Source organism: Paludisphaera rhizosphaerae (assembly GCF_011065895.1).
Classification (GTDB): Bacteria; Planctomycetota; Planctomycetia; order Isosphaerales; family Isosphaeraceae; genus Paludisphaera; species Paludisphaera rhizosphaerae.
On record NZ_JAALCR010000011.1, the window covers coordinates 18,918 to 32,764 of the forward strand.

The window sequence follows — 13,847 nt, forward strand, 5'->3', positions numbered from 1 at the left end:
TTCGAGGGGTATCCTGGCGTCTGGGAGAGCGACTGAAGACGAATCGCGTTGCGAAAGGACCGAGTGGGATGGCCGACCTGGCTTGCGTGAACGGCGAACTCATGGCCCCCGAACAGGCGACGGTGCCGATCTACGACCGCGGATTTCTGTTCGGCGACTCCGTTTATGAGGTCTGTCGGATCTACGACGGCCGCTGCTGGCTGGAAGCCGACCACCTGGTGAGGCTCAAGCGGAGCCTCAAGGAACTGGAATTCCCCCCCTACGACCTCGACCGCCTCGTGGCGCGGATCTACCGGACGATCCGGGCGAGCTACGTCAAGGAGGGGCTGGTCTACGTGCAGGTCACGCGCGGAGTCGCCCCCCGCACGCACGCCTTCCCGAACCCGCCGGTCGAGCCGACCGAGGTCATCATCGTCCGTCCTTACGACGACGCCTCATCGGCCGCCCTTCGCGAGACCGGCGTCCCCGTCGTCACCCGGCCGGACATCCGCTGGAAGCGCTGCGACATCAAAACGACCAACCTGCTGGGGAACGTCCTGGCCAACGAATCGGCCCATCGCGAGGGCGCCTATGAGGCCGTCCTGATCGACGCCGACGGCAAGGTCACGGAAGCGACCCACACGTCGCTGCTGTGGGTCCGCGACGGCCGGATCGAGGGGACTCCCGAAGGGCCCGAGATCCTCATCGGCATGACCCGTCACCTGACCCAGCGGCTGGCGAAGAAGGTCGGGATCCCGTTCGTCGAGGCTCAGGTCACGCTTCCCGAACTGCTCGCCGCCGACGAGGCGTTCCTGGTGGGAACCTCGACCGAGGTCATGCCCGTCGCCACGGTTGACGGCAAGTCGATCGGCGCTGGCAAGCCCGGCCCGATCACCCGCCGGCTCCAGCAGGCGTACAAGGACGAACTCGCCGCCTGGCTGGCCGAGGGAGCCTCGTACGAATCGAAGAAAGCCCCCGCGAGCGTCTCATGACGTCGCCCGAGCCGTTCGATCCCGACGACCCGTTCGCCGTCCACTTCCATCGCGAGCCGATGGGAACCGTCGGCGTCGGGGTCGTCGTTCTCTCGAACGCCCCGATCGACCCCGAGGCGTCGTCCATTTGGGATGAGAGTCTCTCCTGGCTGCGGTCGCAGGGCCGACCGGTCGACGTGGTTTTTCAGGCCGTCGATCCAACCCGGCCGCAGCTCGGCGTTCTCATCCGAGAGGCGCTCATCGCGCTGCCGCACCCGATCATCGCCCTCGCGGCCTCGGCGACTCCCCCGTCGCAGACCCATTGGGCTCCCCTGCTGAAGGCGCTCGACCAGGCCGACCACGTCGTCGGCGGTCGGCCGGCAGGAGGGGGAACGGCGGTGGCGCGGAGCCTCGCTCGAATCGTCCGTCGCCTCGTTTTCGGGGTTCCGGTCGCCGACGTGTACTCCCCGCTACGCCTGCATCGCGCCGAGAAGTTGTGGGAGATCCCGCTCCAGTCGGGCTCGTCGTTCGTGAACGTGGAGGTTCTCGCGAAGGCAACGTTCCTCGGGCACATCCTCGACGAGCCGAAGATCCCCGCGCTGGCGGGAACGACCTGGCGAAAAGGGTCGTTCCACGACCTGAACGTCGTCTTTAAGAAGCCGACGTTCCGTCGCCCGCCGGAGTATCAATCAGGTCCATTTGAAGAGTCGGAGAGCAAGCCAGAAGGTCCCGACCGCCCAGGCGGCGAGGATCGCCAGGGCCATGAGCACTCCGGTGTGAGTTAGACCCGCCCCCTCCAGAATGACCAGCCGCAGCCCACTGACCAACTGAGTCAGGGGCAACGCCCTGATCAACGGCTGGACGACGGCCGGAAACCGCTCCGAGGAAAAGAAGACGCCGGAGAGCAGCCACATCGGCAGCATGACCAGGTTCATGAGGCCGCTGACGGTCTCTGTCGTCGCCGCCCGGCTGGCGATCAGCAGGCCGATCCCCGCAAAGGCCATGGCGCCGACGACGTCGATGAGCACCACCAGCCAGATCGGCCCACGGATCGGCATGTGGAAGGCCAGCACGCCCAGGAGCAAGAGCACGGCCAGGTCGGGGATCAGGAAAGTCAGCCGCCCCGCGAGGATCGCCCCCAGGAAGTCGCGCCGGGGCATGGGCGTGGCGACGTAGCACTTCAGCAGTTTGCCGATCCGCAGGTTGACCAAAAAGAAGCCCACGCCCCACAACCCGCCCCCCATGGCGTTCAGGCCGATGAGGCCGGGGATGAGGAAGTCGATGTAGCGCGAGCCAGGCTCGGTGACAAGGACGTCCTTGGTCGCGATCGGGTCCGAGCGTCCGGCCGCCTTCTGGAGAACGTCGTCGATCGCCTCGCGCGCCGCGGCGGATTCGGGGCGGGTCGGATCGTAACGATACGTTACGAGAGCCCCATCGCCGGGAACGACGACGACCGGCGTGCGCCCGGTCCGCAAGCGGTTGAGGGCCTCAGCCTCGGGATGCACGTCGAGAATGATCGGAGGGATCGGCCCGGCGGGCTCGCCGTCGGCCGGCTTGACCTTCGCGTTGTGGGCCTCGACGGCCTCGCGGACCTTCGCCGTCCCCGGTCCGTCCACGACGTCCACAGCAACCGGCGCGGGGGGGCGGCTCTGGAACGCGTACCCTAGCACGATCGCCATCAGCGTTGGGAAGCCGTAAACCCAGAAGATGCGCGCAGGCTGGCGAAAGAACTCGCGGAGCCGCGCGAGATACAGTTGGAAGAAGGGCGAATTCGGAAACATTCACGATCCTTGTTGCGAGTCTTCGGCGGGTGCCATGGCCGCGCTCGCGTGGCCCTGCGATCGCCGACGGTCGTATCATTAGGCCTCGCCGGTCATGGCCACGCAAGCGCGGCCATGGCACCCAGGTTCAGCTCCGACTCAGCAACTCGTTGAGCCGGCCCTCGGCGATGTTGAGGAGCGAAGCGTTCACGATCCTTGTTGCGGGGCTTCAACGGGCGCGGGAGCGTCGTCTGCGGCGGCGGCCGTTGGAGGCTTCGGCGGCGGGTTCGTCCTCGCGCAGATGGCGGCCGGTGAGGGCGACGAAGACGTCCTCCAGGCTGACGTGGCGGGTCGTCAGCCGGGCGAGCGGCCTGTCGAGATTCTCCAACGCGTCGAGCAGTGCCGGGAGGGCGCGGTGGGGCTCGCCCACGGTCAGCGAGTAACCGTCGGCCTCAGCGCGGGCGGCGAGGACCGAATCGAGCGTCGCGAACGCCGACGGGTCGAGGCGGTCGCCGTCGTTCAGCGCAAACTCGACGACGTGCTCGCCGCCGAGCTTGGCGATCAGTTCGGCCGGCGAGCCCAGGGCGATGATCTTGCCATGGTCGATGACGGCCACGCGATCACAGAGGCGCTCGGCCTCGTCCATGTAGTGCGTGGTCAGCAGGACGGTCCGCCCCCGGCTCTTGAGGTCGAGGATCACGTCCCAGAGCTGCCGCCTCGATTGCGGGTCGAGTCCCGTCGTCGGTTCGTCGAGGAACAGGATCTCAGGGTCGCCGATCAGACTGACGGCGACCGCCAGCCGCTGCCGTTGCCCTCCGGACAGCTCCTCCACCAGGGCGTTCGCCTTGGATTCGAGCGAGACTCGCGCGATGGCGTCGTCGACGGTCAGTCCCTGGCGATAGAAGCTGCGAAAGACCGTGACCAGCTCGCGAACCGTCTCCTTATCGGGGAATCGCGTCTCCTGAAGGGTGACGCCGATCCGCTCTCGGATCGAGGTCGGGTCCTCGCTCCAGCGCAGGCCAAGCACCTGCATCTCGCCCGACGTTGGAGAGTTGAGCCCCTCCAGGATCTCGACGGTGGTCGTCTTGCCGGCTCCGTTGGGGCCGAGAAGACCGAAGCACTCGCCCCGGCGGATTTCCAAATCCAGGCCGGCGACGGCGTGCACCACGCCGTCGCCGGAAGGGTAATCCTTGCGCAGGTCCTTTACGCGGATGGCCGGCTCCGTCGTCACGCAGTCCTCCTGGGTCGAGTCGCCGATCCGTTCCGGACACCGCGGTCCGGCCGGGGTTGGCGGCGGCGGTCAGATGACGGTCCCCTCTCGGAGAACCGTAAGCTTGGGAACGACCACGACGCCGTCGCGGATGACGTGCGTGGGGCACTCCTCGGAATCGACGACGCCCGTCTCGTTGACGACCCGAACGCCCTTCGCGATCCGAGCGTTCTTGTCGACGATCGCCCGCTCGACGACGGAGCCCGCGGCGACGCCCAGGTTCACGATCCCTTCTTCCTGATTCCGGCGAAGTTCGTGGGGCTGTTCGTACCAGTCCGCCCCCATCAGATAGGAGTCGCGGATCGTGACGTTGTCGCCGATGACGGATCGGACGCCGATGACGGAGTTCTCGATCACCGAGTTCCGGCCGATGATGCAGCCGTCGCAGATCAAGCTGTTGCGGATCGTGGAGCCGAGGATCCGCGAACTGGGGAGAAAGCGCGGTCGGGTGTAGATCGGCTGCTCGCCGTGGGTGAAATCGAACGGGGGGTTGTCGAGCGTCAGGTCGATGTTGGCCTGATGGAAGGCGCCGACCGTTCCAATGTCCTCCCAGTAGCCGTCGAACAGGTGAGCCTGCACTCGCTGCTTGGCGATCGTCTGGGGGAGCAGTTCGTGGCCGAAATCGGTCGCCGTGCTGCCGTTGAGGATCTCGACCAGCGTCTTGGTGTTGAAGACGTAGATCCCCATGCTGGCCAGGTAGGGCCGGCCGTGGGCGTTGAGCCCCAGCTTGTCCAGCCAGGCGGGATCGGTGCGAACGCGGTTGAGCTTCTCCTGGGTCTTCGGCTTCTCCTCGAAGTCGATGACGCGGCCGTCGGCCTGGATCCGCATGATCCCGCAGGACCGAGCCTCGGACTCAGCCACCGGCAGGGCGGCGATGGTCACGACCGCCTTGTTCTCGATGTGGGTCTTGATCATCTCCTGGAAGTTCATCCGGTAGAGCTGATCGCCGGAGAGGATCAGGACGAGGTCGTAGTCCTTCTCCGTGAAGTAGGGGATGTTGCGACGCACGGCGTCGGCGGTCCCCTGGTACCAGGTCTCGCTCTGCATCGTCTGCTGCGCGGCGAGGATCTCGACGAAGCCCCCCTCGAAGGGGTCGAATTTGTACGTGTTGTAGATGTGGCGGTGGAGGCTCACTGAGTTGAACTGAGTGACGACGAAGATGCGGTGCAGCCCGGAGTGGATGCAGTTCGACACGGGGATGTCGATGAGGCGATACTTTCCGGCGATGGGCACCGCGGGCTTGCTCCGCGACTTGGTCAGCGGGTAGAGCCGGGTGCCCCGCCCTCCTCCCAAGATCAACGAGATGACCCGAGGCATGAGACCCCTCCTTCAGGGCGAGACGGGCGGCGGCCTTCACTTGAGCGACGCCCGCGAATAAGGCTGCTAACTTCGTGCCACTCGAGAATCACGGGGGCGTCTCGCGCGGCGGCGCGAGGAGTCGATCGATCCGACTCGACCCGCGCCGTCGCGCGACGACGTCCATTGCATCGGTCACCAGCCGCGCGACATGTTCGACTCGACGACCTTGCGGGCCTGCTCCAGGTCCACCCCGGTCTTCTGCATGTAGAGTCGAACCGCGTGGAGCTTGTCCCCTGCTGCGCTGGCGAGACACTCACGGGCCGTCGAACAGACGTCGACGTCCGAATTCACGCCCAGCAGGTTCTTGGAAATCACCCAGGCGTCGCGCGGACGATGGGCCACCCGGATGATCTCCTCGGCCGGATAGTTCGACTGAGCGAACGAACGGGCCGTGGCCTCATCGTCGGCCGATGCAATCATGATATGCGACGTCGTTTCGACCTCGAAGAGAGGCATGTTCCACCCCCTTTTCGCACGAGGGAATTGAGAAAGGAGCGGCGACGTGATCGACCCGACCGCATCGCCGCCATCGCGTCGACACCATGGATCGTACTCCCCCCGTGCATGCCGGTCAAAGGGGCTGACCGCCCGCTTTCGCCGGCCGTATCGGAAAGACAGCGCAGGCCCGATCGTGTTAGGCGAGGCTCGTGGAACGCCCCCGAATTCTGGTCCAATCCTCACGTGGGACTTCCCAGCAGGCCGACGATCGATCGTATCGCTCGGACTGGCGTCCCTCCTGCTCCGGCCGCCAGTCCCCGGACGGCTCACGGATAACTTGCAATCGAATGGGCGCCGGGATCGACCGTCGCTGCCTTTCGTGATGGAAATCCCGGAAAGCGCCGCCCGATCCTGTGGCCCGATTCGTAGGGGCGCCCCTTGTGGGTGCCCGTACGCCTCGGTCAGATGGCACGGGACGGGAAGCAGATAAGACGATGCCATCTGGGGCCGCCCCTGCTCGGGGTGCCAGACGATGAGGTGTCCGCAATCGTCCGGTCGGGCCGGCCCGTCGACTCGTCGCTCGTTGGGAGATGTGCGCACATGGGGTCCACGTATCGCTTCCTCGCAATCGGCGACGAGGTCAACGCGGTAAGTGACTGGTTCCTCGGCCAGCCTAACCCTCCCGAGGTCATCGATGAGCCAAGCGGCCAGCTTCTGTACTTCCGCGGCATGGGCCCCCTGGCCCAGATGCCCGACGGGTCGGGCATCGACGTCCGGCGATCACCGCTCGTTAGCCTGTTCCGCCCTGTGCTCAGGCGCGGGGTGCTCTGGACGACCGGCGAGGTCCACTTTCTCCCCATGCCTTTGCGTCGGAATTGTCCACCGCTGTACGCGCTGAGCCTGCAGTTCAAGAAATGGCTGTCGAGCTTCGACCTGGTCTTCACCAACGAACCGTCCTGGCCCGGTGAGTGGAACTATTACCTCGAAGGCAGCATCAAGAACTTCGACCCGCCGGTCCTCGCCCTGCCGAGGGCGGCGCAGGCTCTCAGGAAGGGGCAATACTTCGTGGACCTGTCCGACAACGACTACATCCTCGACAAGCTCTGTCGATCGCTGCGCCACCGTGGGGTGGAATGCATCCTTGACGCCGAATCCGATTGCGCCGAGCGTGGGATTCCAAAGGTATGAAGTCGCGGAAAGTGCAGCGCATTCCAAAATGTCCGGTGCTCTCGGCATCAAGAGGGTCGCCCCCGCGCCAAATTCGTGCCGGCCCGCGAACAGCAAAGCAAGTTGGGAGTAAGTTCTCTATCGAGAGGCTCGCGATGTGATGCTCTTTGGCAACTCGATTGGATTGCGGAGAAGCTTCGCGCAGTGGTTGAAAACCCGCGCGAACGAAGCCAACGCGCGCGATCGAGCGCATGGCCGATCGCACGCCCGGTCAGGCTCTAAACAGAGGAGCCGGCCGGAAGTTCTTTCCCGTCGGGTTCCGTGCGACGCTTCAATGTCTCGCCGAACGAAGCCACTGACGGATTCGACGCAAGTCACCTTTCAGTCAAGCATTGCACTCACCACGGAAGCCCGAAGCGCTAGCAAACGAACCCGAAACCGAAGCCGAGCTTGGGCGAGCGGCGTCAGGACAACGCGACAAGGGGAGGACGACCCAGCCGGTCGAACCTCCTCTCGTCGCTCGTCGAGTGACTCGCCAAAAGCGCGCGAGCGAAGCCGCCGAGTCCTCGGGCGCGGAGACTCCGACGATGCGTTACATCCTGATTTCTTGATAGGACCCGACGATCCCGCCCCTGTCGATACAAGCCGCGTCAGCGGTCCTCCTCTCACGACCGAGGTTCCTCGGACTTGCGGCGGGCGGTCGGGAGGCCGATGATGGAATTGCCGGTCCTCGCGACCGCGCCCGTCGTTGGGATTTTCCGTTGTGGGAGAGTCGTCTTGGATCGAGCGGCGAAGTATGCGGCGTCTTCTCAGGTGGTGCTGGCCGTCCTTGGGGTCATCGCAGCGCTCTACCTGTTGAAGCCGATCGTCGCGCCGATCGTCTTCGCCCTGGTGCTGGCCAGCATCTTCTCGCCGATGACCTCGTTCTTCCGGCGAAGGCTGTCATACGGGCCTGTCGGGGTTTTGGCGGTTGTTCTGCTCCTGATCCTGGGAGGGCTCTACCTGGCCAGCCTCACCGCCGAGGGACTGGTGCACGCGGCCAACACCCTGCCAGGCGACATCGAGCGGCTCGCCGGCCGGATCAGCGGCAGGATCACGGACCTGATCCGCGATCAGCCCTCGCTCCGCGCCGTGCTCCCCGAGCCCGGCACCATCGACCGCCTGGGCGACACCAACCGGGCGCTGATGATCGAGAAGCTGAGCCTGGGCCTGACCGACTTCACCGCCTGGGTCGTTCAGGGGTTCATCGTCCTGGTCCTGATGATCTTCCTGCTGGTCGAAAGCGAGATGCTCACGACCAAGGTGCTCCGCTTCTTCGCCCGCACCCCCGAGTCGTCCCGCCACGCCCGCGCGATCCTCGATCAGGTGACCCGAAAGGTCCGCGCCTATCTCGTCGCCCGGACGCTCATCAACCTGGGGGTCGGTCTGGTGATCGCCGCCGGGCTCTGGTTTCTGGGAGTCAACTTCGCCCTGCCACTGGGCCTGTTCGCAGCGGTGACGAACTACATCCCGTACATCGGGCAACTGGCCGGCGGCGCGCTGCCGACGGCCATCGCGCTGGGGCAGACGGGATCGATCGGAGACGCTCTGATCGTGGCCGCGATGTACCTGGCGGTGCTCGGCGTGGAAGGCTATGTGGTGACGCCGATGGTGATGGGCCGCTCGCTCGACCTCAACGGCACGACGGTCCTGATCGCCTGCCTTTTCTGGGGGTTCCTCTGGGGCCTCGTCGGACTCGTGCTGGCGATGCCGATCACCGCCACGCTCAAGATCGTCTGCCAGACGATCCCCGAACTGAACCGCTGGGCCGAGTTGATGAGCGTCGACTGGCAGTCGCCGCCGTACCCGGAGCCTGCCCAAACGGCTCGCGAGAACGCCGTGGGTCTGACAGGTTCAAACGCGGGAGAGCCCGAGAGCGTCGGCTCGGGGCGTCATTGACGAGGGACGAGGAGAGACGATCGTGAAGTCGGACCAGTCTCGACGAGCGTTTCTGGAATCCGTGGGCCTGGCGGCGGGCGCAGGCGCGGCGTTGGGAACTGGGCGCGCGGCCGCCTCCGAGGAAGCCCCGAGGCGACCGAAGATCGCCGCATTAACATCCACATACTTCTATCTATCGCACGGCTACCACATCGTCGGCCGATTCCTGGACGGCTTCCCCGTCTACGACGGCGGACCGGGGCGGACGCCCGAGCAGAACCTGCACCGACCGCCGTTCGACGTCGCCAGCCTCTACATCGAGCAGGTCGCCGACGATTCGGACCTGGGTCGCGCCAAGGCCGCTCGCCACGGCGTCCGTCTCAGCCCCACCATCGCCGACGCCCTGACGCTTGGCACGGGCAAGCTGGCCGTCGACGGCGTGCTGCTGATCGCCGAGCACGGCGAGTATCCGCTCAACGAGAAGCTCCAGAAGCTCTACCCCCGTCACGCCTACTTCCAGAAGGTGCTGGAGGTCTTCCGGGCCTCGGGGAAGGTCGCTCCGATCTTTGTCGACAAGCACCTTTCCTACAGCCGGGCCGAGGCCGCCGAGATGGTCTCGCAGGCTGAAGCGATGGGCGTCCCGCTCATGGCCGGCTCGAGCTTGCCCGTCACCTGGCGGCTCCCCGAAATGGAGATCCCGCTCGGCAGGCCGATGAAGGACGTGCTCGTCGCCTCAAGGGGGAACCTGGAGATCTTCGGCTTCCACGCGCTGGAGGTCTTGCAGTGCATGGCCGAACGCCGCGACCTACGGGGCCGGCCGCAGGGCGTCGCCGCCGTGACCTACCTGGAAGGCGACGCCGTCTGGCAGGCCGCGGACAGGGGCGTGTGGTCGTGGGAACTCCTCTCCCACGCCCTGGGACGGAGCCACACCGTCAACCCGGGCGACGTCCGCCAGAACACTCGCGACTTCAAACGCCCCGGCGTTCGTGATCGCGAGACGATCTTCGACTTCCCGGTGGCCTTCGTCGTCGAATACGTCGACGGCCTGCGGGGAACGGTCCTCATCCTCAACGGCCACGTCGACGACACGACGGTCGCCGTCCGGACGACGGACGGAGCCGGCCGCGAGACGATCGCATCAACGCTGACTTACCTTCCCGCCCCTCCGGGCGCGAGCTTCTTCAACCCGCTGGTCCTCCGCATCGAGGACTTCTTCCACGCCGGCGCCCCACCCTGCCCCGTGCGTCGGACCCAGCTCTCCGGCGGGATTCTCGACGCCGCGCTGGAGAGCCGCATCAAGGGCGGAGCACGCATCGAAACCCCTGACCTCGCCGCGATCGACTACAAGGCTCCCGCCGACTCGGCCTTCATCCGGTCTCCGCTCACCGACCCGACGCCGAACCGGCTCTGAGGGTCACTCGAACCGCAGGATCGGCTGGTCGACGGCCAGACTGTCGCCGGGGTTGGCGAGGACCTCGGCGACGACGCCGTCGTGGTCGGCCTTGAGGACGTTCCGCATCTTCATCGCCTCGACGATGGCGAGGGTCTCGCCGGCTCGGATCGCCTGGCCGGGCTCGGCGAGGAGATCCACCAGCAGGCCGGGCATCGGCGAGAGGAGGAGCTTCGACAGATCCGGCGGCGGCTTCTGGGGCATCAGGGCCAGCAGTTCGGCGGCGCGGGCGGTCATGACGAAGGCGTCGACCTGCGTCCCCCAGTGCGAGATCCGATACCTCAGCCCCATTCGCTCAACCTGAACGCAGACCGGCACGCCGTCCCAAGTCCCCTTGAGGAGCGGCTCACCCAATCGCCAGGCGGTGCAAAGGTGATGGACCTCCCCCTTGTGGAGAACCTCGCAGCCCTCGTCATTCAGGAAGACGCCCAGCTCAAAGCGGTCCTCGGGCATGAGGACGACCCATTCGGAATCGATGCGGCGAGCGTGCCCTTCCAACTGGCCGCTCGTCGACGTCGCCCGCTTGATGTAGCGGCGGCGGGCGTAAGCCGCGACGGCCGCCAGCAACAGCGGGTCGTCGTGGGCGAGGCTCGACGGATGGAAGCCCTCAGGATAGGTCTCAGCGATCAACGCCGTGTCGATGTCGCCGGCGAGGAACCGCGGATGCCTCGTGAGGGCCGACTGGAACGCGAGGTTCGACGCCACGCCTCGGATCAGGAAGGCGTTGAGCGCCTCGTGCATCCGGCCGACCGCTTCCTTTCGCGTCCAGCCGTGGGTGATCAGCTTGGCGATCATGGAGTCGTAGTAGATCGAGATCTCATCCCCCTCGACGACGCCCGTATCGACGCGAACGCCGCCGCGCTCCTCCTCGGGAGGCCGGTAACGGACGAGTCGTCCCGTGGCGGGGAGGAAGTTGCGGAACGGATCCTCGGCGTTGATCCGACACTCGATCGCCCAGCCGTCGCGGCGGACCTGATCCTGGGTCATCCCCAGAGGCTTGCCGGCGGCGATCCGGATCATCTGCTCGACGAGGTCCAGGCCGGTGACCATCTCGGTGACAGGGTGCTCGACCTGGAGCCGGGTGTTCATCTCCAGGAAGTAGAAGCTGCGATCCGCGCCGACGACGAACTCGACGGTCCCCGCCGATCGGTAGCCGACGGCCTTCGCCAGCGCCACGGCTTGCGCGCCCATCGCCTGGCGAGTCGCCTCGTCGAGGAACGACGAGGGGGCTTCCTCGACGACCTTCTGATGCCGACGCTGGAGGGAACACTCGCGCTCGCCCAGGTGGACCGTCGACCCGAACGCATCGGCAAGGACCTGGATCTCGATGTGTCGAGGACGCTCGACGTACTTCTCGATGAAAACGCGGTCGTCGCCGAAAGCGCCGGCGGCCTCGGCGCGACAGGCTTCAAATCCCTCGGCGACCGAGGCGTCGTCGCGGGCGATTCGCAGTCCCTTGCCGCCGCCGCCGGCCGATGCCTTGATCATCACCGGATAGCCGATCTCGCGGGCGATCTCGACGGCCCGGCGCGCCGAGGGGATCTCGCCGTCGAAGCCAGGGACGACGTTCACGCCGGCCTGGCGGGCAAGCCGCTTGGAGGCGATCTTGTCCCCCATCGCCGCGATGCCGTCGGCCGTCGGCCCGATGAAGACTATCCCCTCAGCGTTCAGGCGACGGACGAACGCCTCGTTCTCGGAGAGGAAGCCGTAGCCGGGGTGGACGGCCTCCGCGCCGGTCGCCTTGCAGGCGGCGACGATCCGGTCGGGATCGAGATAAGACTGCCGAGGAGGGGGCGGACCGATCGCCACGGCCTCGTCGGCCATATCCACGTGGAGCGCATCGCGGTCGGCCTCGGAGAAGACGGCCACGGTGGCAATCCCCATCCGACGGGCGGTGCGGATGATCCGGCAGGCGATCTCGCCCCGGTTCGCGATCAGGATCTTCTGGAACATGCAGGGCTCGCGCGGGGAGAGGGTTCGTCGTCAGAGAGGGATGTTGCCGTGCTTCCGCCAGGGCCGCTCGACCTTCTTCCTCCGGAGCATCTCCAGCGAACGCGCCAACCGGCCGCGCGTCTCCTGGGGCATGATGACGTCGTCGATGAAACCGCGATGACCGGCGATGAACGGGTTGGCGAACTTCTCGCGATACTCGCGCTCGCGGGCGGCGATCTTCTCGGGATCCTTCTTCTCGTCTCGGAAGATGATCTCCACCGCGCCCTTCGGCCCCATCACGGCGATCTCCGACGAAGGCCAGGCGAAGTTGACGTCCCCCTTGAGGTGCTTCGACGACATCACGTCGTACGCCCCGCCGTAAGCCTTGCGGGTGATGACGGTGACCTTGGGAGCCGTGCACTCGGCGTAAGCGTACAGGAGCTTCGCCCCGTGCTTGATGATGCCGCCGTACTCCTGGGCCGTCCCCGGCATGAAGCCCGGGACGTCCACGAACGTCACCACGGGGATGTTGAATGCGTCGCAGAACCGGACGAACCGCGCGGCCTTGATCGAGCTCTTGATGTCCAGGCAGCCGGCCAGAACCAGCGGCTGATTCGCCACGAACCCCACGCTCCGGCCGCCGATTCGCCCGAAGCCGATCACGATGTTCCGCGCGTGGTCGGGCATCAGTTCGAAGAAGTCCCACTCGTCGACGACCTTGAGGATCAGCTCCCTGATGTCATAGGGCTTGTTCGGGTCGTCGGGAACGAGCGAATCGAGCGACGGCTCGCGACGGTCGACAGGGTCTTCGGTCGGGACGGCGGGAGGGCTCTCACGGTTGTTGGACGGGATGAACGTGAACAGCCGGCGCGTCATCATGAGCGCCTCGACGTCGTTCTCAAAGGCCAGATCGGCGACGCCCGACTTCGTCGTATGCGTCACCGCGCCGCCCAACTCCTCGGCCGAGACCGATTCATGGGTGACCGTCTTCACGACGTCCGGGCCGGTGACGAACATGTACGACGAGTCCTTCACCATGAAGATGAAGTCGGTCATCGCCGGCGAATAAACAGCGCCCCCCGCGCAAGGCCCCATGACGAGAGAGATCTGCGGGACGACGCCCGAGGCCTCCACGTTGCGAAGGAAGACGTCCGCATAGCCCCCCAGCGAGGCGACGCCCTCCTGGATACGGGCGCCTCCCGAGTCGTTCAGCCCGATCACGGGGGCGCCGACGTCCGTGGCCTTGTCCATGATCTTGCAGATCTTCTCGGCGTGAGCCTCCGAGAGCGACCCGCCGAAGACGGTGAAGTCCTGACTGAAGACGAAGACGAGTCGGCCGTTGATGGTGCCGTAGCCGGTGACCACGCCATCGCCGGGGATCACCTGATCGGCCATGCCGAAGTCGGTGCAACGGTGGCCCTTAAACATGTCCCATTCTTCAAACGAGCCGGGATCGAGGAGCAGCTCGATGCGCTCTCGGGCCGTGAGCTTCCCCTTCGAATGCTGCGCGGCGATCCGCTTCTCGCCCCCGCCCAGACGCGCCGCGGCCCGCTTCTCGTCGAGCCGGCGGATGATCTCGTGCATGTTCCAGGCTCCGAGGAACG

At 66.2% G+C, this 13,847-nt stretch carries 11 protein-coding genes; 5 read left to right on the top strand and 6 right to left on the bottom strand.

The annotated features are described in order from the left end of the window. Positions 1-68 precede the first annotated feature (68 nt). Both G5C50_RS15635 and G5C50_RS15640 read left to right on the top strand, forming a co-directional pair. A complete protein-coding gene (locus G5C50_RS15635; RefSeq protein ID WP_165070907.1) occupies positions 69-971 on the top strand; it encodes a D-amino acid aminotransferase in 903 nt (300 codons plus the stop codon). Beyond that, entirely contained in the window at positions 968-1,735 is a 768-nt protein-coding gene (locus tag G5C50_RS15640) for a hypothetical protein (RefSeq protein ID WP_165070908.1), read from the top strand. The genes G5C50_RS15635 and G5C50_RS15640 overlap by 4 nt, the downstream gene beginning before the upstream one ends. Here G5C50_RS15640 and G5C50_RS15645 read toward each other — a convergent pair. The 4 genes from G5C50_RS15645 to G5C50_RS15660 all read right to left on the bottom strand — a co-directional run bounded on the left by G5C50_RS15645 (position 1,640) and on the right by G5C50_RS15660 (position 5,795). After that, positions 1,640-2,731: an ABC transporter permease gene (locus tag G5C50_RS15645; protein WP_165070909.1), complete on the bottom strand. Its 1,092-nt coding sequence runs from the start codon at positions 2,729-2,731 to the stop codon at positions 1,640-1,642. The two genes, G5C50_RS15640 and G5C50_RS15645, sit on opposite strands and share 96 nt — an antisense overlap. 208 nt (positions 2,732-2,939) lie before the next feature. Beyond that, positions 2,940-3,941, bottom strand: a complete 1,002-nt coding sequence (locus tag G5C50_RS15650) for an ABC transporter ATP-binding protein (protein ID WP_165070911.1) — start codon at positions 3,939-3,941, stop codon at positions 2,940-2,942. A gap of 69 nt (positions 3,942-4,010) precedes the next feature. Beyond that, on the bottom strand, positions 4,011-5,297 hold the full coding sequence (locus tag G5C50_RS15655) for a glucose-1-phosphate adenylyltransferase (protein ID WP_165070912.1): 1,287 nt from the start codon (positions 5,295-5,297) through the stop codon (positions 4,011-4,013). Between the two features lie 174 nt (positions 5,298-5,471). Continuing rightward, on the bottom strand, positions 5,472-5,795 hold the full coding sequence (locus G5C50_RS15660) for a DUF6793 family protein (protein WP_165070914.1): 324 nt from the start codon (positions 5,793-5,795) through the stop codon (positions 5,472-5,474). 582 nt (positions 5,796-6,377) lie between these two features. On the opposite strand from G5C50_RS15660, the gene G5C50_RS15665 reads away from it, so the two are divergent. From G5C50_RS15665 to G5C50_RS15675, 3 genes are all read left to right on the top strand, one after another. Then, positions 6,378-6,965 carry a hypothetical protein gene (locus G5C50_RS15665; protein WP_165070915.1) on the top strand — a complete coding sequence of 196 codons (588 nt, stop codon included), beginning with the start codon at positions 6,378-6,380 and terminating at the stop codon, positions 6,963-6,965. A gap of 756 nt (positions 6,966-7,721) precedes the next feature. Further along, positions 7,722-8,882 (top strand): AI-2E family transporter, encoded by a 1,161-nt coding sequence (locus G5C50_RS15670; protein ID WP_165070917.1) that lies wholly within the window; start codon positions 7,722-7,724, stop codon positions 8,880-8,882. 22 nt (positions 8,883-8,904) lie between these two features. Beyond that, entirely contained in the window at positions 8,905-10,272 is a 1,368-nt protein-coding gene (locus G5C50_RS15675; protein WP_165070918.1) for a Gfo/Idh/MocA family oxidoreductase, read from the top strand. Between the two features lie 3 nt (positions 10,273-10,275). On the opposite strand, the gene G5C50_RS15680 is transcribed toward G5C50_RS15675, so the two are convergent. Beyond that, entirely contained in the window at positions 10,276-12,264 is a 1,989-nt protein-coding gene (locus G5C50_RS15680; RefSeq protein ID WP_165070920.1) for an acetyl-CoA carboxylase biotin carboxylase subunit, read from the bottom strand. A 30-nt stretch (positions 12,265-12,294) separates the two neighbouring features. Then, positions 12,295-13,827, bottom strand: a complete 1,533-nt coding sequence (locus G5C50_RS15685; protein WP_165070921.1) for an acyl-CoA carboxylase subunit beta — start codon at positions 13,825-13,827, stop codon at positions 12,295-12,297. Positions 13,828-13,847: the final 20 nt, after the last annotated feature.